General features: G+C 60.7%; 14 protein-coding genes, 2 tRNA genes, 3 rRNA genes and 1 pseudogene. 11 read left to right on the plus strand and 9 right to left on the minus strand.

What is annotated here, in order from left to right; all coding sequences use genetic code 11:
• Nucleotides 1–32: 32 nt before the first annotated feature.
• A complete protein-coding gene (locus BBJ41_RS17835; RefSeq protein WP_069747481.1) occupies nucleotides 33–530 on the minus strand; it encodes a putative toxin-antitoxin system toxin component, PIN family in 498 nt (165 codons plus the stop codon).
• Nucleotides 531–587: 57 nt separating this feature from the next.
• Between BBJ41_RS17835 and yaaA the strand changes: the two genes are divergently transcribed.
• Nucleotides 588–1,370, plus strand: a complete 783-nt coding sequence (gene yaaA, locus BBJ41_RS17840; protein ID WP_069747482.1) for a peroxide stress protein YaaA — start codon at nucleotides 588–590, stop codon at nucleotides 1,368–1,370.
• Between the two features lie 137 nt (nucleotides 1,371–1,507).
• The gene (locus BBJ41_RS17845; protein WP_069747483.1) at nucleotides 1,508–2,662 is read left to right on the plus strand and encodes a M14 family metallopeptidase; all 1,155 of its coding nucleotides are present in this window, start codon (nucleotides 1,508–1,510) and stop codon (nucleotides 2,660–2,662) included.
• Nucleotides 2,663–2,744: 82 nt separating this feature from the next.
• Here the strand turns inward: BBJ41_RS17845 and BBJ41_RS17850 are convergent, their stop codons facing one another.
• From BBJ41_RS17850 to BBJ41_RS17865, 4 genes and pseudogenes are all read right to left on the minus strand, one after another.
• Nucleotides 2,745–3,398: a BspC domain-containing protein gene (locus tag BBJ41_RS17850; RefSeq protein ID WP_069747484.1), complete on the minus strand. Its 654-nt coding sequence runs from the start codon at nucleotides 3,396–3,398 to the stop codon at nucleotides 2,745–2,747.
• Between the two features lie 139 nt (nucleotides 3,399–3,537).
• Nucleotides 3,538–4,211: pseudogene (locus tag BBJ41_RS17855) on the minus strand (energy-coupling factor ABC transporter permease).
• 75 nt (nucleotides 4,212–4,286) lie between these two features.
• Complete coding sequence (locus tag BBJ41_RS17860; protein ID WP_069747485.1) at nucleotides 4,287–5,126, minus strand: LuxR C-terminal-related transcriptional regulator; 840 nt, start codon at nucleotides 5,124–5,126, stop codon at nucleotides 4,287–4,289.
• Nucleotides 5,127–5,336: 210 nt separating this feature from the next.
• The gene (locus BBJ41_RS17865) at nucleotides 5,337–6,554 is read right to left on the minus strand and encodes a DUF2863 family protein (RefSeq protein WP_069747486.1); all 1,218 of its coding nucleotides are present in this window, start codon (nucleotides 6,552–6,554) and stop codon (nucleotides 5,337–5,339) included.
• Nucleotides 6,555–7,121: 567 nt separating this feature from the next.
• Here BBJ41_RS17865 and BBJ41_RS17870 point away from each other — a divergent pair.
• From BBJ41_RS17870 to rrf, 5 genes are all read left to right on the plus strand, one after another.
• Nucleotides 7,122–8,654 (plus strand): 16S ribosomal RNA (locus BBJ41_RS17870).
• Between the two features lie 63 nt (nucleotides 8,655–8,717).
• A tRNA-Ile gene (locus BBJ41_RS17875) sits at nucleotides 8,718–8,794 on the plus strand.
• A gap of 41 nt (nucleotides 8,795–8,835) precedes the next feature.
• A tRNA-Ala gene (locus BBJ41_RS17880) sits at nucleotides 8,836–8,911 on the plus strand.
• A gap of 303 nt (nucleotides 8,912–9,214) precedes the next feature.
• A 23S ribosomal RNA gene (locus tag BBJ41_RS17885) occupies nucleotides 9,215–12,096 on the plus strand.
• A 121-nt stretch (nucleotides 12,097–12,217) separates the two neighbouring features.
• Nucleotides 12,218–12,330, plus strand: a 5S ribosomal RNA gene (rrf, locus tag BBJ41_RS17890).
• The 16S, 23S and 5S rRNA genes sit together here with 2 tRNA genes alongside, the layout of an rRNA operon.
• 199 nt (nucleotides 12,331–12,529) lie before the next feature.
• On the opposite strand, the gene BBJ41_RS17895 is transcribed toward rrf, so the two are convergent.
• Nucleotides 12,530–13,647 (minus strand): IS3 family transposase gene (locus BBJ41_RS17895; RefSeq protein ID WP_370512851.1). Its coding sequence is split into 2 segments (ribosomal slippage): nucleotides 12,530–13,389 and nucleotides 13,389–13,647, totalling 1,119 coding nucleotides; the frame shifts between segments, so codons are not numbered across the junction.
• Nucleotides 13,648–13,911: 264 nt separating this feature from the next.
• On the opposite strand from BBJ41_RS17895, the gene cueR reads away from it, so the two are divergent.
• From cueR to BBJ41_RS17910, 3 genes are all read left to right on the plus strand, one after another.
• On the plus strand, nucleotides 13,912–14,316 hold the full coding sequence (gene cueR, locus BBJ41_RS17905; protein ID WP_069747487.1) for a Cu(I)-responsive transcriptional regulator: 405 nt from the start codon (nucleotides 13,912–13,914) through the stop codon (nucleotides 14,314–14,316).
• A gap of 216 nt (nucleotides 14,317–14,532) precedes the next feature.
• Nucleotides 14,533–14,679 (plus strand): DUF3563 family protein, encoded by a 147-nt coding sequence (locus BBJ41_RS39240; RefSeq protein WP_072445473.1) that lies wholly within the window; start codon nucleotides 14,533–14,535, stop codon nucleotides 14,677–14,679.
• A 114-nt stretch (nucleotides 14,680–14,793) separates the two neighbouring features.
• Nucleotides 14,794–15,156, plus strand: a complete 363-nt coding sequence (locus BBJ41_RS17910) for a hypothetical protein (protein WP_069747488.1) — start codon at nucleotides 14,794–14,796, stop codon at nucleotides 15,154–15,156.
• Nucleotides 15,157–15,177: 21 nt separating this feature from the next.
• Here BBJ41_RS17910 and BBJ41_RS17915 read toward each other — a convergent pair whose 3' ends face one another.
• Nucleotides 15,178–16,023, minus strand: a complete 846-nt coding sequence (locus BBJ41_RS17915) for a 23S rRNA (adenine(2030)-N(6))-methyltransferase RlmJ (RefSeq protein ID WP_069747489.1) — start codon at nucleotides 16,021–16,023, stop codon at nucleotides 15,178–15,180.
• 111 nt (nucleotides 16,024–16,134) lie between these two features.
• Nucleotides 16,135–17,106, minus strand: coding sequence for a potassium channel beta subunit family protein (locus BBJ41_RS17920; protein WP_069747490.1), 972 nt, complete (start codon nucleotides 17,104–17,106; stop codon nucleotides 16,135–16,137).
• A gap of 164 nt (nucleotides 17,107–17,270) precedes the next feature.
• Between BBJ41_RS17920 and BBJ41_RS17925 the strand changes: the two genes are divergently transcribed.
• On the plus strand, nucleotides 17,271–18,059 hold the full coding sequence (locus tag BBJ41_RS17925) for a 3-hydroxybutyrate dehydrogenase (protein ID WP_069747491.1): 789 nt from the start codon (nucleotides 17,271–17,273) through the stop codon (nucleotides 18,057–18,059).
• A 121-nt stretch (nucleotides 18,060–18,180) separates the two neighbouring features.
• Here BBJ41_RS17925 and BBJ41_RS17930 read toward each other — a convergent pair whose 3' ends face one another.
• Nucleotides 18,181–19,380, minus strand: coding sequence for an amino acid aminotransferase (locus tag BBJ41_RS17930; protein ID WP_069747492.1), 1,200 nt, complete (start codon nucleotides 19,378–19,380; stop codon nucleotides 18,181–18,183).
• Nucleotides 19,381–19,445: the final 65 nt, after the last annotated feature.

A 19,445-nucleotide genomic window follows, 5' to 3' on the forward strand; every position in this document is an offset into this window, starting at 1 on the left:
GATACGGTCGAAATCGGGTGGTGCGGCGTGCGTCAGGCCGGTGTGGCAGGGGCGGCCGGCGCGGCGTCGAGCGCGCAGGCCTCGGCAAACGGCGCGGGTTGCGCGATCCGGAAGCCGAAGTCGCGTGCGGTGCGCTTCGCGAGCTTCAGCAGCGCGCGGTCTTTCGACACGAGCCAATCGGCCTGCGCGGCGCGGGCGAGTTCGAGAAACTTCTGGTCGTCGCGGTCCTTGCATTTCGGCAGGGGGAGGGCGTCGGCGTCGACAGGCGGCGGCTCGACGAGACTCGCGAGGCGCGCGACGGTGGCGAGCGCGGTAGTCTTGTCGACCGCACGCGCCTGGAACTGCGGATAATCGAGCACGTACTCGAGCTCGGTCAGGCAGCGGCCGTCGATCACGGCGGCCAGCGCGCCGCGTTCGAGCGCGGCCCGGATCGGGCGCGTGGCGGGGTCGTCGAATACGAGAATGTCGATCCAGACGTTCGAGTCGAGCACGACGCGATGCGCGGCGTGCGGGGCGAGAGAGCGGGTCATTCGTTACAATCGGTGGTTTTCGTCTGACCGCAAGGCACGGCGTGCCAGCGAGCCTCTATGATAATCGTTCTCTCTCCCGCCAAATCCCTCGACTACAATACGCCCGCGCACGTCCAGTCTTACACGAAGCCTGCATTCGTCGACGACGCGTCCGAGCTGATCGACGGCCTGCGCAAGCTTTCGCCGCAGGACATCGCCGCGCTGATGGATATCTCCGATCCGCTCGCGCGCCTGAACTTTCAGCGTTACGCCGACTGGTCGCCAACTTTTACGCCGGCCAATGCGAAGCAGGCCGTGCTCGCGTTCAACGGCGACGTCTACGAGGGATTCGACGCGAAATCGCTGTCGTCCGCCGATCTCGACTATGCGCAACAGCACGTACGCGTGCTGTCGGGCCTGTACGGGCTGCTGCGCCCGCTCGACCTGCTGCAGCCGTACCGGCTCGAGATGGGCACGCGCTTCGCGAACGCGCGCGGCAAGGATCTGTACGCGTTCTGGGGCGACCGCATCACGCGGGCGCTGAACGAGCAGCTCGAAGCGCGCAGCGGCGCGTCGCGCGTGCTGGTCAACTGCGCATCGACCGAATATTTCAAGTCGGTCAAGCCGAAACTGCTGGCTGCGCCCGTCGTCACGCCGGTGTTCGAGGACTGGAAGGGCGGCCGCTACAAGATCATCAGCTTCCATGCGAAGCGCGCGCGCGGCCTGATGGCGCGTTTTATCGTCGAGAACCGTATTACCGAGCCGAACGCGCTGAAGGATTTCGCGACGGAAGGCTATGCGTTCGACGCGGCTGCGTCGAACGATTCGACTTACGTATATCGCCGGCGAATCGGCGAGTGACCATGCCGGCCGTTCACGAGACGGCCGGCTCATGCATGAGGCCGGGCAAGCGGCACACCGCCCGTTCCGGTCGACAGCTTTGCATGGGACCGGAGTAAGTGCTGACGCGCTGACTCCGGTCGACACAGGAGAGACAGATGACCCTTTCGATCACCAGCAACTTCGACGCAGGCGCAATCGACGTCGTGTCGTGCGACAGCCCCGATGCGATCCGGTTGCGCGTGCGCGGCGACAGCCGCTCGGAATTCGCGCAATGGTTTTACTACCGCCTGACCGGCGCGCGCGGCGAGCGGTGCGTGATGACGTTCGAGAACGCGGCCGAATGCGCGTATCCGTCGGGCTGGCGCAACTACAGCGCGGTGGCGAGCTATGACCGGGTCGACTGGTTCCGCGTGCCGACGACGTTCGACGGCAAGACGATGACCATCGACCACACGCCGGAATTCGACAGCATTTACTACGCATACTTCGAGCCGTACTCGGAAGAGCGCCACGCGGCGTTCCTCGGCGCAGTCCAGCAGTTGCCGCAGGCGAGCGTCGTCGAGCTCGGCCGCACGGTCGAAGGCCGCCCGATGTCGATGTTGACGCTCGGTACGCCGGAAACCGACGGCGCACCGAAGAAGAAGGTGTGGATCATCGCGCGCCAGCATCCCGGCGAGACGATGGCCGAGTGGTTCGTCGAGGGGCTCGTCAAGCGGCTGGCCGGATGGGGCGACTGGTCCGGCGATCCGGTTGCGCGCAAGCTCTACGATCGGGCAACGTTTTACATCGTCCCGAACATGAACCCGGACGGCAGTGTGCACGGCAACCTGCGCACCAACGCGGCAGGCGCGAACCTGAACCGCGAATGGATGACGCCCGATGCCGAGCGCAGCCCCGAGGTGCTGGCCGTGCGCGACGCGATCCACGCGATCGGTTGCGACATGTTCTTCGACATTCACGGCGACGAGGATCTGCCGTACGTGTTCGTTGCCGGTTCCGAGATGCTGCCGAGCTTTACCGAGCAGCAGGGCAAGGAGCAGACCGCGTTCATCGACGCGTTCAAGGTCGCGAGCCCCGACTTCCAGACCGAGCATGGTTATGCGGCAAGCAAGTACAAGGAAGACGCACTCAAGCTTGCGTCGAAGTACATCGGCCACCAGTTCGACTGCCTGTCGCTGACGCTCGAGATGCCGTTCAAGGACAACGCGAACCTGCCCGACGAGCGTGTCGGCTGGAATGGCGAACGCAGCGCGGCGCTCGGTGCGGCGATGCTGGCCGCGATCCTGGTGCACATCGACGCGTTCGCGTAAGCGTATCGTCGTCGCATGAAAAAAGCCGGGGCATCTCAGGATGCCCCGGCTTTTTTGCTTTTGTCGTTGCCGCTCCGTCGTGTCAGGACTTCTTCGCGGTTTTCTTTTTCACGACCTTCTTCTGGGCGCTCGGCTTCTTTGTTGCGACGGCCTTCTTGACGGTGCGGCCCGATGCCTTTGCCTTGGCCTTGCCCCGGTGCGATTTGCCTTTGACCTTCTTCGTGGACGACGTCGAGCGTTCGACGCGCGGCTTCAGCGGCGGAACGGGATCGTTCCAGCTGAACGCGAGCATTTGCTGGCCGACGTAGCCGCAACGAAATTTCAGCGGTGTCGGGTCGCTGCCGTCGCTGTGGACGCCGAGTCCGTCGACAGTAACGATATTGTCGACCTTCACACGCTGCTTGCCCTGGTCGAACGAGTCGTTCCACGGCGTGATCGTCGCGTTGCCGCTGTCGAAGGCGTTCGGTGCGAAGTCGACGCGGTCGAAGGCCGACGACGTGCTGGCGATGAAGCTGCCGTGCGCTGCACAATCGGCGGCGAGCGGATCGGCATGCATGTCGTTGACGAATTTGTTGATCAGTTCGGAGCGCTGGTCGAGCAGGTCGGCGAATACCGGTGCCGGAAGCGCAAGCGACAGGCCCGCGACACAGGCTGCCAGCTTGCCGAACGCTCGGAGAATCCGGAGCGAGGCAGGTGAGCTGTCCATCTGGTTATTGGTGAGGAGCGAATGAGACATCGGGCACGTATAGATGCCCGATGAAGAACAGGAGTTCAATCTTAGCGTAAAAAAGTTGTGCGGCAGTAGATGGCGTATTCTCCCGCAGCGCGGAAAGTGCCGCCGGCACGCGTTGACGGTGCCCGGATCCGCAGGAGATTCAGGCGCGCGGGCCGCCGAGGCGATAGCGCCGGACGTCGAAGGTCGTGACCCATGCCGGACGATAGACGGCGATGAGCGCGGTCGCCATGCCGGTGAACCACGCTTCGCCGAGTGCGAGCAGCGCAGTGTTCAGCAGATAGCCGGCGGGAATCACGACGGGCACGCCATCCGCGAGCGCGAGCTGGACGCCGGCCGCGGCGGCGGCGACCGTGACGATCGCGATGGCCGGCGACAGAAATCCCTGGCCGGTGATGAACGATGCGAGGTTGTGCGGCAGCCATGCGAGCGCGGCGCGTTGCAGTAACGCCGACACGCCGACAGGCAGCGCGCCGTAGATCAGATAGGTCAGGCCAATGCCCTGCCACGGCGCGTCGAAGATGATCGCGGCAACAGCCGTGACGGCCCCATCGCGATCAGTGCGAGTGTCCAGTCGAACAGCGTAACGAGCAGCGTCGCGCCCAGCAGATGCATGACGATGCCGTCGTCGAGCCACGCATTCGAAGCCCAGAGGACCGCAATCGCGGTGACGAGCGCGAGCCACACGTGCTGGAGCGTCGCGTCCTGCAGGCGCACGAAGGGGCGATTCCAGATCGCGAGCGCGAGCAGGGCCGCGGCGGCGATCCAGCCACCGATGCCAATCCAGAGCGGAAGCGGTGTGAAAAGAAAACCCATGCGTTCATATTACTCGTTGAGCATCAAAGGTGGGAATCCGCACATGCCGACCGTCGCAATATCGAGACTGTTTGCCTAGCGTTCGCGCCGGAACCGTGCCGGCGGCTCGGCGGCGAGCGGCAGGTCCTGCGTGCCGGTGTTTGCGGCCGGCAACGGGTACGGATGGTCGTTCCGTTGTTGCTTGCGCAGCGGAACCGGGCCGTGTTCGCCGACGGCAGGCTTGCGCGCGCGACTGCGGTTCGCGAGCAGCACCTCGAGATGGGGCGACAGCCAGCCGTTGTAGATTGCGACCGCGGCGGCGCGGTTCGCGGCGCCAAGCTGCTGGAAGATGCTGGCGAGGTGGATCTTCACGGTGCCTTCGCTGATGCCGAGCGTACGGGCGATCATCTTGTTCGTGCTGCCCATGTGGACGAAGCGCATGATCTGCGCTTGCCGCGGCGACAACAGGCCGCTCGGCGGGCGGCGGGGAAGCGATCCGGCGAGTGTCTGGAAATGGGCGTCGTGGCGTGCCGCAGCGGCGGACGGCAGCAGGCTGAGGGCGATCGGCGGGATGTAGTGCCCGCCCAGCAGCACCATCTCGAGCGCGCGCACGATCAGGTGAGGCCGCGTGGAATGCGGGATCACGCCCGCGACACCATAGTTGAAGAAACGCTGGATGGCCTCCGGCGAGGCTTCGTCGATCAGGACGGCAGCGGGCGTCGGCGAACACGCGCTGCAGAGCGCCTGAAGCTCGCTGAGCCGGCCGACGTCGAGCCAGTCGATTGCGACGAGGTCGAAACGCTGGGTGCGCAACAGCCGGCGCGCCTGGAAACCGTCGGGCGCATCGTTGATGCTGGCGTGACGGTCGATCTGCCGCAACAGGGCCTTCAGTCCGTCACGCCGCTCGGCGTCTGAATTGAGCACCAGGAACCGCATATTCAATCTCCATAAGGTGAGTCATTGATCTGCCGGCGGGCATGCCTTGGGTTCGATAATGACAAAGACCTTACACGATGTCTGCTTGGCTGAAAGGCTTAGGAAAAGTCTGAAATTTCGGGTGGTGGAACAGCGGACAAGAAAAAAGCCGCGCCGGCGGGAACCGGGAGCGGCTTCGGGCGGGCAGGCCGTGAGGGCCTGCTGCGCGGGTCAGTGGAAGTGCGGCTGGGCAGGCGATGCGTCTTCGGGCATTTCCGCGTGGACGATTTCGCTGAGCGGATCTGCGTAGAGCGGCACGCCGCAGTCGTCGCAGTATTCGGGTTCGAATCGGCCCGCGTGCCGCCGGACGTCGGTTACGCCGCACTCTTTCAGCAGGCTCACGATTTCCTCGAGCGGCCCTTCGATCGGCGCTTCGCCTTCGAGCGTCGCGTTGTCGGTCGACACGTCGCCGTTTTCACGGCCGTAGAGCGGCCACACGACGCCGTAGATCACGTCATTGCTGGCACGCCGCGTGAAGCCGACGCGATACTCGTCGATGCGGCGTTCGCCGAAGCCGGCGACCACCGCGCGCAGCTCCTGCGGTGCAGCACCAAGTGTGTCGAATAGATAACGAATGGCGGTTCGCACCGTGTGCGGACGAATCCGTTCGTCAGCATCGCGGCAGGCCGAGTAGTACGCGTCCGGAAGCAGGCATTCGAACTCGCACCCGGGCAGGGCGATCGACAGGTTCGGACCGCCCTGGGCCGTCCACTGCTCGAGGCATTGACCGCGCTCGATACGGCTGCCGTTTTCTTCTTCCTGCCAGCGGAACAGCGGCGAGCCGACCGGCGCGGCGACGACGGCGAGCAGGAAGCGCGGGTCGGCCAGGATCGGCGAAGTTTCGGGCAGATCACCGAAGCTGAGCTTGGGCGTGTGCTGGCTGATCGCCGCATGCGCGAGTTGCTGCGCAAGCCGGTAGGTTTCGACGTGGTGCCGCGGCAACTGGTCGATGCTGTACAGGAGCGGCGCAAGTCCGACGAGTGTGCCGTTCGCAAGGACGTGGGCCTGCAGGTGCGTGCGCAACGCGTCGGCAACGTCACCCTTGAGCGGGCCCGACGGAATCATGTAGCGCGTCCATGCGAGCACCGGGACGGCGACCAGCAGCGCATCGTACGGTTGGCCATCGTGTTCGATCACCATCGACTCGCTGTGGGTCTCGGCCATGTCGGCGAGCGCGCCGTAGGCGTCGGGATGATTCTGCTGCAGATGGTCGAGCGCTGCGTCGAGCGTGGTCTGGTTGCCGTTGCGAACAATCTTGGCGAGCAGCGCGTCGAGCTTCGCTTCCCAGAAGCGATCCTCGATGCGGCTGCCCGAGGCGAAGAGCGCAAGCGACAGACCAACCAGTTTGTCGGCATCGGGGGGGAGGCGTTTGGCGATTCGCTGGCGCATATTAAAGACGTATATAGAAAGAGGCGAAGAACCTCACATTCTAGTCCGTTCTTTGCACCATAAGCGGTCTCGTGCCGAGGCATGGCCGGACGGCTGAATTGCGGCTTTTGTGAAAAAGTTGCTTCATCCCCCTTGCGCGATCGTCGTGTGGTGCATAGAATCACGCCTCTTTCGCGCTAACGGAAACGCGGCGCGGAAGAGGGAAGCAAAGTCGGTGGTGCGCAGCAGGTTCGGCGCACAGCTGGCGCAGGAAGATGGGCCCCGCAGTCGCAACGAAGTAGTTAAAAAGTTGTTGACGAACTGCGAAACTCGGTTCATAATCTCGCTTCTCTGCTGCTGAAAACGCAGCGCTGCTGAGAAACAAACGGTTTCTCGCAGAAATGCTCTTTAAAAATTAACAGCCGATAAGTGTGGGCGCTTGATGGAAGCGAGCTGATCCTCGGATCAGAAAGCGAAAGTATCAAGAGTCTCACACTAAAGTAAGTCAGGTTTATGAAGCAATTCATATACCTGTCAGCTTTGAGTGAGCGACCGGTTCTTAACAGAACCGAAAACAGTAACAGGTTTGAACTGAAGAGTTTGATCCTGGCTCAGATTGAACGCTGGCGGCATGCCTTACACATGCAAGTCGAACGGCAGCACGGGTGCTTGCACCTGGTGGCGAGTGGCGAACGGGTGAGTAATACATCGGAACATGTCCTGTAGTGGGGGATAGCCCGGCGAAAGCCGGATTAATACCGCATACGATCTATGGATGAAAGCGGGGGACCTTCGGGCCTCGCGCTATAGGGTTGGCCGATGGCTGATTAGCTAGTTGGTGGGGTAAAGGCCTACCAAGGCGACGATCAGTAGCTGGTCTGAGAGGACGACCAGCCACACTGGGACTGAGACACGGCCCAGACTCCTACGGGAGGCAGCAGTGGGGAATTTTGGACAATGGGCGAAAGCCTGATCCAGCAATGCCGCGTGTGTGAAGAAGGCCTTCGGGTTGTAAAGCACTTTTGTCCGGAAAGAAATCCTTGGTTCTAATACAGCCGGGGGATGACGGTACCGGAAGAATAAGCACCGGCTAACTACGTGCCAGCAGCCGCGGTAATACGTAGGGTGCGAGCGTTAATCGGAATTACTGGGCGTAAAGCGTGCGCAGGCGGTTTGCTAAGACCGATGTGAAATCCCCGGGCTCAACCTGGGAACTGCATTGGTGACTGGCAGGCTAGAGTATGGCAGAGGGGGGTAGAATTCCACGTGTAGCAGTGAAATGCGTAGAGATGTGGAGGAATACCGATGGCGAAGGCAGCCCCCTGGGCCAATACTGACGCTCATGCACGAAAGCGTGGGGAGCAAACAGGATTAGATACCCTGGTAGTCCACGCCCTAAACGATGTCAACTAGTTGTTGGGGATTCATTTCCTTAGTAACGTAGCTAACGCGTGAAGTTGACCGCCTGGGGAGTACGGTCGCAAGATTAAAACTCAAAGGAATTGACGGGGACCCGCACAAGCGGTGGATGATGTGGATTAATTCGATGCAACGCGAAAAACCTTACCTACCCTTGACATGGTCGGAATCCTGCTGAGAGGTGGGAGTGCTCGAAAGAGAACCGATACACAGGTGCTGCATGGCTGTCGTCAGCTCGTGTCGTGAGATGTTGGGTTAAGTCCCGCAACGAGCGCAACCCTTGTCCTTAGTTGCTACGCAAGAGCACTCTAAGGAGACTGCCGGTGACAAACCGGAGGAAGGTGGGGATGACGTCAAGTCCTCATGGCCCTTATGGGTAGGGCTTCACACGTCATACAATGGTCGGAACAGAGGGTTGCCAACCCGCGAGGGGGAGCTAATCCCAGAAAACCGATCGTAGTCCGGATTGCACTCTGCAACTCGAGTGCATGAAGCTGGAATCGCTAGTAATCGCGGATCAGCATGCCGCGGTGAATACGTTCCCGGGTCTTGTACACACCGCCCGTCACACCATGGGAGTGGGTTTTACCAGAAGTGGCTAGTCTAACCGCAAGGAGGACGGTCACCACGGTAGGATTCATGACTGGGGTGAAGTCGTAACAAGGTAGCCGTATCGGAAGGTGCGGCTGGATCACCTCCTTTCCAGAGCTATCTCGCAAAGTTGAGCGCTCACGCTTATCGGCTGTAAATTAAAGACAGACTCAGGGGTCTGTAGCTCAGTCGGTTAGAGCACCGTCTTGATAAGGCGGGGGTCGTTGGTTCGAATCCAACCAGACCCACCAATGTCTTGTCTGGCGGTAGTACCTGAGGAATCTGTACTCATGGGGGCATAGCTCAGCTGGGAGAGCACCTGCTTTGCAAGCAGGGGGTCGTCGGTTCGATCCCGTCTGCCTCCACCAATCTTCAATGGGAAGCGTTTGGATCACACGAAAGTGACGTGTGAGACGAGCATTTGCCATTGGCGATTGAGCCAGTCAGAGTGATATGAGTAACACCATATCGGCTGTCGTTCTTTAACAATCTGGAAGAAGTAAGTAATTTGGATAGCGGAAGCGTCTTGAGATGGACGTGGAAGTTATCCGGGTTGTGATTGTATCGATGTATCTCAAGATGATTCGAACTCTATGTTTGACTCAATTGGAATACGGCACAACGCGAAAACTCAACCTGTAACGACTGTCGGAGAGACAGACTCGTTATAGGGTCAAGCGAACAAGTGCATGTGGTGGATGCCTTGGCGATCACAGGCGATGAAGGACGCGGTAGCCTGCGAAAAGCTACGGGGAGCTGGCAAACGAGCTTTGATCCGTAGATGTCCGAATGGGGAAACCCACTCCTTTTGGAGTATCCATGGCTGAATACATAGGCCATGCGAAGCGAACGCGGTGAACTGAAACATCTAAGTAACCGCAGGAAAAGAAATCAACCGAGATTCCCAAAGTAGTGGCGAGCGAAATGGGATGAGCCTTGCACTCTTTATTTGTATTGTTAGCCGAACGCTCTGGAAAGTGCGGCCATAGCGGGTGATAGCCCCGTAGGCGAAAACAGTATGAAAGAACTAGGTGTGCGACAAGTAGGGCGGGACACGTGAAATCCTGTCTGAAGATGGGGGGACCATCCTCCAAGGCTAAATACTCGTGATCGACCGATAGTGAACCAGTACCGTGAGGGAAAGGCGAAAAGAACCCCGGGAGGGGAGTGAAATAGATCCTGAAACCGCATGCATACAAACAGTCGGAGCCTCGTAAGGGGTGACGGCGTACCTTTTGTATAATGGGTCAGCGACTTACGTTCAGTAGCAAGCTTAACCGTATAGGGCAGGCGTAGCGAAAGCGAGTCCGAATAGGGCGTTCAGTTGCTGGGCGTAGACCCGAAACCAAGTGATCTATCCATGGCCAGGATGAAGGTGCGGTAACACGTACTGGAGGTCCGAACCCACTAACGTTGAAAAGTTAGGGGATGAGCTGTGGATAGGGGTGAAAGGCTAAACAAACTTGGAAATAGCTGGTTCTCTCCGAAAACTATTTAGGTAGTGCCTCGTGTCTCACCTTCGGGGGTAGAGCACTGTCATGGTTGGGGGGTCTATTGCAGATTACCCCGCCATAGCAAACTCCGAATACCGAAGAGTGCAATCACGGGAGACAGACATCGGGTGCTAACGTCCGGTGTCAAGAGGGAAACAACCCAGACCGCCAGCTAAGGTCCCCAAATATAGCTAAGTGGGAAACGAAGTGGGAAGGCTAAAACAGTCAGGAGGTTGGCTTAGAAGCAGCCACCCTTTAAAGAAAGCGTAATAGCTCACTGATCGAGTCGTCCTGCGCGGAAGATGTAACGGGGCTAAGCTATATACCGAAGCTGCGGATGCGAGCTATGCTCGCATGGTAGGAGAGCGTTCTGTAAGCCTGCGAAGGTGTCTCGGAAGGGATGCTGGAGGTATCAGAAGTGCGAATGCTGACATGAGTAGCGATAAAGGGGGTGAAAGGCCCCCTCGCCGTAAGCCCAAGGTTTCCTACGCAACGTTCATCGGCGTAGGGTGAGTCGGCCCCTAAGGCGAGGCAGAAATGCGTAGCTGATGGGAAGCAGGTCAATATTCCTGCACCATTGTTAGATGCGATGGGGGGACGGATCGCGGAAGGTTGTCCGGGTGTTGGAAGTCCCGGTCGCTGCATTGGAGAAGGCGCTTAGGCAAATCCGGGCGCAGGATTCAAGGGTGTGGCGCGAGCTCCTTAGGGAGCGAAGCAATTGGAAGTGGTTCCAAGAAAAGCCTCTAAGCTTCAGTCTAACGATGACCGTACCGCAAACCGACACAGGTGGGCGAGATGAGTATTCTAAGGCGCTTGAGAGAACTCGGGAGAAGGAACTCGGCAAATTGGTACCGTAACTTCGGGATAAGGTACGCCCTTGTAGCTTGATGCCCCTGCGGGCAAAGGGTGAAGGGGTTGCAATAAACTGGTGGCTGCGACTGTTTAATAAAAACACAGCACTCTGCAAACACGAAAGTGGACGTATAGGGTGTGACGCCTGCCCGGTGCCGGAAGATTAAATGATGGGGTGCAAGCTCTTGATTGAAGTCCCGGTAAACGGCGGCCGTAACTATAACGGTCCTAAGGTAGCGAAATTCCTTGTCGGGTAAGTTCCGACCTGCACGAATGGCGTAACGATGGCCACACTGTCTCCTCCCGAGACTCAGCGAAGTTGAAGTGTTTGTGATGATGCAATCTACCCGCGGCTAGACGGAAAGACCCCATGAACCTTTACTGTAGCTTTGCATTGGACTTTGAACCGATCTGTGTAGGATAGGTGGGAGGCTATGAAACCGGAACGCTAGTTTCGGTGGAGCCGTCCTTGAAATACCACCCTGGTTTGTTTGAGGTTCTAACCTTGGCCCGTGATCCGGGTCGGGGACAGTGCATGGTAGGCAGTTTGACTGGGGCGGTCTCCTCCCAAAGCGTAACGGAGGAGTACGAAGGTACGCTAGGTACGGTCGGAAATCGTGCTGATAGTGCAATGGCATAAGCGTGCTTAACTGCGAGACCGACAAGTCGAGCAGGTGCGAAAGCAGGTCATAGTGATCCGGTGGTTCTGTATGGAAGGGCCATCGCTCAACGGATAAAAGGTACTCTGGGGATAACAGGCTGATACCGCCCAAGAGTTCATATCGACGGCGGTGTTTGGCACCTCGATGTCGGCTCATCTCATCCTGGGGCTGTAGCCGGTCCCAAGGGTATGGCTGTTCGCCATTTAAAGAGGTACGTGAGCTGGGTTTAAAACGTCGTGAGACAGTTTGGTCCCTATCTGCCGTGGGCGTTGGATATTTGAAGGGGGCTGCTCCTAGTACGAGAGGACCGGAGTGGACGAACCTCTGGTGTACCGGTTGTCACGCCAGTGGCATCGCCGGGTAGCTATGTTCGGAAGAGATAACCGCTGAAAGCATCTAAGCGGGAAACTCGCCTTAAGATGAGATATCCCTGGGGACTAGATCCCCTTGAAGGGTCGTTCGAGACCAGGACGTTGATAGGTCAGGTGTGTAAGCGCAGTAATGCGTTCAGCTAACTGATACTAATTGCCCGTAAGGCTTGATCCTATAACAAGTCTGTTTTACAGACAGCGGTTGAATGACCGCGATGTGCTGATACGCACAACCTCAAAAATTACTGCTTCTTCCCGATTGGTTGCGTTGCGAAGCAACGTGACAACCCTCTTTGCCTGATGACCATAGCGAGTCGGTCCCACCCCTTCCCATCCCGAACAGGACCGTGAAACGACTCTACGCCGATGATAGTGCGGATTCCCGTGTGAAAGTAGGTAATCGTCAGGCTCCCTAAGCCAGAAACCCCCGCCCGACCAGGCGGGGGTTTTTGCATTTCGGTGATGGAAATGCATGCGCGAGAGGATGGCCGCTCGGCCTTTGCCCCTCCAAGTCGCTCTTCCAGACGTTACCTTCAGACCAGAACCCGCCATTCGCGAGACTGACCTGCCCCTTCGATAGGGCCACGGAGCTTCTAGTAAAGTCCTGTTCAAACATGCTCCTGCAAGACAGGAGCGCCTACTGGTGCCGGATGCTTCGCCGCGAATTCGGCCGGCGACTGGTAGTTCAATGCGCTGTGCGGCCGTGCCTCGTTGTAGTCCCGGCGCCATGCCGACACCACGGCCCGGGCGTGGGCGAGCGTCGTGAACCAGTGCTCGTTCAGACACTCGTCACGAAACTTGCCATTGAACGACTCGATGTACGCATTCTGCGTCGGCTTGCCCGCCTGAATCAATTTCAACGTCACGCCGTTGGCGTAGGCCCACTGGTCCAGCGCGCGGCTCGTGAATTCGGGTCCCTGGTCCGTGCGCAACGCTTTCGGGTAGCCCCTGAAGCGCGCCACCCGGTCCAGCACGCGCGTCACATACCGACCCGAGATGCCGTGGTCCACCACGATCTCGACCGCTTCCTTGGTGAAGTCGTCGACAATGGTCAGGCACTTCAGGCGACGCCCGTTGGACAATGCGTCCATCACGAAATCGAGGGACCACACCTCGTTCGGCGTACTCGGCAAAGCCAGCTGCTCGCGCTCGACCATCACGCCGTGGCGCCGTCGCCGGCGCCGCACGGCCAGTCCGGCCTCGCGATACAGCCGGTGCACGCGCTTGTGGTTTACGTGCCTTCCTTCGCGCGCCAGCAGCGCGTGTAGCCGCCGATAGCCGAAACGCCGCCTCTGGTGCCCCAGCTCGATGAGGCGCGCCTTGAGCGCCTCATTCTCGTGGTCCGGCTGCGCTTCATAATGCAGCACGCTGCGCGAAAGCCCGACAAGCCGGCAGGCACGGCGCTCGGAGACATTGACCTTCTGCCGAATCGCCGCGACCGCCTCGCGCCTGGCCTGCGGGCTCAGGGCTTTCCCTTCACGACCACCTTCAGGGCTTCCATATCGAGCATCGCCTCGGCCAGCAGCTTCTTCAGCCTCGCGTTCTCGGCTTCCAGCTCCTTGAGCCGACGGGCTTCCGACACCTCCATGCCGCCGAACTTCGCGCGCCACGTGTAGAACGAGGCGTCACTGAACCCATGCTTCCTGCACAGCTCCTTCACCGGCAGGCCCGCCTCCGCTTCCTTCAGGAAGCCGATGATCTGTTCTTCCGAAAAGCGCTTCTTCATGTCCGTCTTCCTCTCCGAAAACGGACTTTACTAGATTCCGACTGGCCCGGTTTACGGGGAGCAGGTCAAGACCACCGAGACGCGCTCAAACCTTGAGCACCCCGCAGTTCCTCGTCACTGAAATCGGCAGGCTCCTTCCTCTCTGTCCATATCAATGTCCGCCGCGGAACGAAACCACGCGATTTGGTACGATCGAAATATCGTCGGCGATTGCATTTGCCGGCCTCATGTTCGAAACCAGGGCTTGATGGAGAGGGCGGGGGAATGAATATCGGCGACGCGTCACGCGAATCCGGCGTCAGCGCAAAAATGATCCGGTACTACGAACAGGTCGGCCTTCTTGCGCCGAGCAAACGGACCGATGCCGGCTACCGGATCTACGGCGCGGACGAAATCCACATCCTGCGTTTCATCCGCCAGGCGCGGCGGCTCGGTTTTCTCGTCGAGGACATCCGCAAGCTGCTGATGCTCTGGCAAGATCGCTCACGCGCCAGCTCCGAAGTGAAGTCGATCGCCCTCGAGCACGTGGCCGAGCTCGACAAACGCATCGCGGAATTGAGTGATATGCGCGACACGCTGGCCGACTTGGCCGCGCACTGTCATGGTGATGGGCGGCCCGATTGCCCGATTTTGGCGCGTCTGGCTGACCCCGTCAGTGAACCAGATTAGTGCATGCACTCGAGGCCCGAAATGGGCCTCTGTCTCAATATCTATAAAAATCAAAGGGTTGCGATCGAGTGACGCTTGCTCATTCCGAATCGGAATGGCTTCCATGCAAGTATTTCACTAGCATCTTGGTGCAGCGTCGCTATAATTCGGGATAACCCTATACGGGAAATCCCTGAATCTCGATTCACCAGGGGTCCCTCTTCCTTGGAGAACGTCATGATCGCCTACATCGTCGAAAAGCTGAGCAACTGGTTCGAATCCGCAGAACGTGAGCGCCGTGAGGCTTACCTCGCCACGTCGTCGGACATCGTCCAGCTCGAGCACCGCATCCGCTCGCTCGAAACCAACGGCTACTCGCTGTAATCGGAGTCACCGTCAGGTGCCGTGTGGCACCGAACGATAAGCAAGCCCCGTATTGACGGGGCTTTGTTTTTTTGTGCGCCGGATCTGGTGAAATCGTCGATGCGGCGCTATGGTATGGGCCTGCTTTTCATCCTGAAGGACACGATCATGCGTTTGCGTCTCGATGTGCGTCGCGGTGCCCGCGCGCGTCTCGTTTTGGGCGCGGCGGTGCTTGTCCATGGCTTCGCGGCCATCGCTGCGACTTCGTCCAAACCGCTGATTCTCGATACACAACGCGGTATCCAGGACGGCAAGGGCGGGTTGGTGCTGCAGACAGCGCCGTTGTCTACCGAGCTGATCGTCGAGCCGGCGGGCATGCGGACGCCGGCCGGGCAGACGCCGAATACGTCGGTGCCGTTGTTCGTCGCGCCGTATATCAATGTCCCCGCCTGGGGTGCACCGCCGGTCAATCAACCGAGACTTGCGCCGAGGCCGTAGCCGTAACGGCGTGTCGCGCGATCAGTTTCCGCGCTGCTCGATCTGGTATCGGGCGCCGCTATCCTGTCCGAGCATCTCGACCAGATAGGGCAGTGCCTCGTTCATGCTCTCGGCGAGCGTATACGGCGGATTCAGAATGAACATCCCGCTGCCGTAGAGGCCCAGGCCGTCAGTCGGCGGATTCGACACCGTCAGCGTCAGGTGTAGCCAGTTGTTCGGTTGCAGGCGTTTCAACTGATCGGGGAAGCGCTGGGACTCCAGCCGCGTGACCTGCGGGTACCAGACGGCATAGCAGCCGGTCGCAAAACGCTTCAGACATTCAGTCACGCAGCTCACGGTGCGCGCGTAATCCTTCTTGTCCTCGTAAGACGGGTCGATCAGCACGAGTGCGCGTCGCGGCGGCGGCGGCAGCAACGCCTTGATGCCTTCGAAGCCGTCGCCGGCGAAAATCATCGCGCGCCGCCCTGCGTCGCGGAAATTGTGGCGCAGCACGTCGATTTCCGTCGTGTGCATTTCGAACAGGCGCATGCGGTCCTGTTCGCGCATCGATCGCCACGCGATGTACGGGGAACCGGGGTAGTAGCGCAGTTCGCCATCGTCGTTCAGCGCACGGACTTCGTCCACATAGTCGCCCAGCGCTTCCGGCAGGTTCTTGTCGTTCCACAGCCGGCCGATGCCGGTGTCGAATTCCGCCGTCTTTGCCGCGTAGCCGTCGCGCAGCGAGTACACGCCGGCGCCTGCGTGCGTGTCGATGTACCAGTACGACTTGTCTTTCTTGTTCAGGTAGCGCAGCAGCTGGACGACGACGGCGTGCTTGAGCACGTCCGCGTGGTTGCCTGCGTGAAAACCGTGACGATAACTGAGCATGGCGGGCTGCCTGAAACGAAAGGTGAATCGATAAAAGCGGTCGATCGTGCGCGGCCGTCAGGCCGGGCGCCGATGCGGCCGCGTATTGTACGCGAGTGGCCGTGAGTCGCCTTACTCGTATGCGTTGCCGACCACCTCCTCGATACGTTGCTTTACCTCCGGCGTCAGCTTTGCGGCGACGTCGAGCGCGCGCATGTTGTCGCCGATCTGTTCGATTCGCGATGCGCCTGTGATGACCGAACTCACGCGCGGATTCGCGAGCACCCACGCGATCGCGAGCTGGCTCGTGCTGCAGCCGAGTTCGGCCGCGATCCCGCCGAGTCGCTCGACGATGTCGTTACTGGCTTGATCGGTCAGGCGGTCGCGCATCCAGTCGTAGCCCTGCAGTTGCGCACGGCTGCCCGGCGGCACGCCGTTGCGATATTTGCCGGTGAGAAGGCCTGATGCTAGCGGGCTCCAGGTCGTGAGGCCGAGACCGTAGTCGTCGTAGAGCCGCGCATATTCCTGTTCGACCCGCGTGCGGTGGAACAGGTTGTATTGGGGCTGTTCGACGACCGGTTTGTGCAGGTGATGCCGCTCGGCGATTTCGCATGCGGCGCGGATCTCGTCAGCGCTCCATTCCGACGTCCCCCAGTACAGCGCCTTGCCGCGCACGATCATGTCGCTCATCGCCCAGACGGTTTCCTCGATCGGTGTGTTCGGATCGGGCCGATGGCAATAGACGAGGTCGACATAGTCGAGCTGCAGCCGGCGCAACGAGCCGTCGATTGCGTTCAGCAGGTATTTCCGGTTCAGCGTGTGGTACTGGTTCGGGGCCTCTGCGAGCCCCCAGAAGAACTTCGTGGACACGATATAGCTGATGCGCGGCCAGTCGAGCGACTTGAGCGCCTGGCCCATGATTTCCTCGGATTTGCCGCCCGCATAGACCTCGGCGTTGTCGAAGAAATTGACACCCGCGTCGCGTGCGGCCGCGAGGCATTCGCGCGCGACCCGCTGGTCGACCTGATTGCCGTACGTGACCCACGAGCCGAGCGAGAGCTCGCTGATCTGCAGGCCGGAGCGGCCTAGCCGTCGATAGTGCATGCGAATCTCCTGCGTGACAGAACCGACCTTAAGCTTAGACGTTTTGCACGCGAACGGCGGGGCCGATCGTGCACAATGACGGCTGGCCCGCCGGTACGATCGCGCAACGAAAGCGGATGCGGCGGGCGCGTGCTTTATCGATCCGACAACGGGAGGAGACGGACATGGCAGCAGATCTGAATGGCAAGACCGCAGTCGTCACGGGTGCCGCGAGCGGCATCGGCAAGGAAATCGCACTCGAGCTCGCGAAGGCGGGCGCGGCCGTCGCGATCGCCGACCTGAACCAGGACGGCGCGAATGCGGTCGCCGACGAGATCAACAAGGCGGGTGGCAAGGCGATCGGCGTCGCGATGGACGTGACGAACGAGGAAGCCGTGAACAGCGGCATCGACAAGGTGGCCGCGGCGTTCGGCTCGGTCGACATCCTCGTGTCGAACGCGGGCATCCAGATCGTCAACCCGATCGAGAACTACGCGTTCTCCGACTGGAAGAAGATGCAGGCGATCCACGTCGACGGCGCGTTCCTGACGACGAAGGCCGCGCTCAAGCACATGTACAAGGACGATCGCGGCGGCGTCGTGATCTACATGGGTTCGGTGCACTCGCACGAAGCGTCGCCGCTGAAGTCGGCCTACGTGACGGCCAAGCACGGTCTGCTCGGTTTGGCGCGCGTGCTCGCGAAGGAAGGCGCGAAGCACAACGTGCGCTCGCATGTCGTGTGTCCGGGTTTCGTGCGCACGCCGCTGGTCGACAAGCAGATTCCGGAGCAGGCGAAGGAGCTCGGGATCAGCGAAGAGGACGTGGTGAAGAAGGTGATGCTCGGCGCTACGGTCGACGGCGTGTTCACGACGGTGCAGGATGTCGCGCAGACGGTGCTGTTCCTGTCGGCGTTCCCGAGCGCCGCGCTCACGGGCCAGTCGGTGGTCGTCAGCCATGGCTGGTTCATGCAGTGACGCGGGCGGCGCTGGCCTAGTCGTCGCGCCACAGCGGTCGGCATAAAAAACGCGCTCCGGGGAGCGCGTTTTTCATTTCGGCAGGGCGGGCCGGTGACGGCTGCCGCCCGCTACCGCCGATTTACTTCAGGACGGCTGCGACGGCGTTGGCGACCGCGTCGAGGTTGCGCGTATTCAGCGCTGCAACGCAGATCCGGCCCGTGCCGACCGCATAGATGCCGAACTCGTCGCGCAGGCGATCGACTTGCGCCGAGGTCAGGCCCGAGTACGAGAACATCCCGCGCTGCGCATTGATGAAGCTGAAGTCGCGATCGACGCCGCTTGCCTTCAGGCGCTCGACGAGACCGTTGCGCATCGCACGGATGCGATCGCGCATTTCACCGAGTTCCTGCACCCACGCGGCGTGCAGTTCCGGCGAGGCGAGCACTGCCGCGACCACGGCGCCGCCGTGGGTCGGCGGGTTCGAGTAGTTTGTGCGGATCACGCGCTTCAGTTGCGACAGCACGCGCGTGGCTTCTTCCTTGCTCGACGTGATGATCGACAGCGCGCCGACGCGCTCGCCGTACAGCGAGAACGACTTCGAGAACGACGAAGACACGAACGCGTTCAGGTCGGCCGCGGCAAACAGACGCACGGCAGCGGCATCGGCCTCGATGTTCTCGCCGAAGCCCTGGTAGGCCATGTCGAGGAACGGCACGAGGTTGCGTGCCTTCACGACGTCCACGACCTGTTGCCATTGCGCTTCGGTCAGGTCCACGCCGGTCGGGTTGTGGCAGCACGCGTGCAGCACGACGACCGTGCCGGCCGCATAGCTGTTCAGCGCCGACAGCATGCCTTCGAAGTTCACGCCGTTGGAGGCCGCGTCGTAGTACGGGTACGCGACGACTTCGAAACCGGCCGCTTCGAACAGCGCGCGGTGGTTTTCCCAGCTCGGATCGCTGATCGCGACCTTCACGTTCGGGTTCACGGTGCGCAGGAAATCGGCGCCGATCTTCAGCGCGCCCGTGCCGCCCAGTGCCTGGGCCGTGACCACGCGGCCCGCTGCGATCAGCGGCGAATCGTTGCCGAGCAGCAGCTTCTGTACGGCCGCATCGTAGGCGGCGATCCCGTCGATCGGCAGATAGCCGCGCGGCAGGCCGGCTTCGACACGCACCTTCTCTGCTTCGCGAACCGCGCGCAGCAGCGGAATCTTGCCTTCTTCGTTCGTGTACACGCCGACGCCGAGGTTGACCTTGGTCGGACGCGCATCGGCGTTGAAGGCTTCGTTCAGGCCCAGGATCGGGTCGCGGGGAGCAAGCTGGACAGCGGAGAAGAGCGACATGATGATTCGGCAGTAGTGAAAAGAGGGTCAGGCTTTCAACCGGCGGGGCGGGCGCAGCGGATCGC

The organism is Burkholderia stabilis (assembly GCF_001742165.1).
GTDB lineage: Bacteria > Pseudomonadota > Gammaproteobacteria > Burkholderiales > Burkholderiaceae > Burkholderia > Burkholderia stabilis.

Bases quoted from the DNA above. Each gene is read 5' to 3' on its own strand.
- BBJ41_RS17915 (WP_069747489.1), bottom strand. From the start codon at position 16,023: ATGCTCAGTTATCGTCACGGTTTTCACGCAGGCAACCACGCGGACGTG.
- BBJ41_RS17930 (WP_069747492.1), bottom strand. From the start codon at position 19,380: ATGTCGCTCTTCTCCGCTGTCCAGCTTGCTCCCCGCGACCCGATCCTG.
- BBJ41_RS17920 (WP_069747490.1), bottom strand. From the start codon at position 17,106: ATGCACTATCGACGGCTAGGCCGCTCCGGCCTGCAGATCAGCGAGCTC.
- yaaA (WP_069747482.1), top strand. From the start codon at position 588: ATGATAATCGTTCTCTCTCCCGCCAAATCCCTCGACTACAATACGCCC.
- BBJ41_RS17845 (WP_069747483.1), top strand. From the start codon at position 1,508: ATGACCCTTTCGATCACCAGCAACTTCGACGCAGGCGCAATCGACGTC.
- BBJ41_RS17910 (WP_069747488.1), top strand. From the start codon at position 14,794: ATGGGCCTGCTTTTCATCCTGAAGGACACGATCATGCGTTTGCGTCTC.
- BBJ41_RS39240 (WP_072445473.1), top strand. From the start codon at position 14,533: ATGATCGCCTACATCGTCGAAAAGCTGAGCAACTGGTTCGAATCCGCA.
- cueR (WP_069747487.1), top strand. From the start codon at position 13,912: ATGAATATCGGCGACGCGTCACGCGAATCCGGCGTCAGCGCAAAAATG.
- BBJ41_RS17860 (WP_069747485.1), bottom strand. From the start codon at position 5,126: ATGCGGTTCCTGGTGCTCAATTCAGACGCCGAGCGGCGTGACGGACTG.
- BBJ41_RS17850 (WP_069747484.1), bottom strand. From the start codon at position 3,398: ATGTCTCATTCGCTCCTCACCAATAACCAGATGGACAGCTCACCTGCC.
- BBJ41_RS17865 (WP_069747486.1), bottom strand. From the start codon at position 6,554: ATGCGCCAGCGAATCGCCAAACGCCTCCCCCCCGATGCCGACAAACTG.
- BBJ41_RS17835 (WP_069747481.1), bottom strand. From the start codon at position 530: ATGACCCGCTCTCTCGCCCCGCACGCCGCGCATCGCGTCGTGCTCGAC.
- BBJ41_RS17925 (WP_069747491.1), top strand. From the start codon at position 17,271: ATGGCAGCAGATCTGAATGGCAAGACCGCAGTCGTCACGGGTGCCGCG.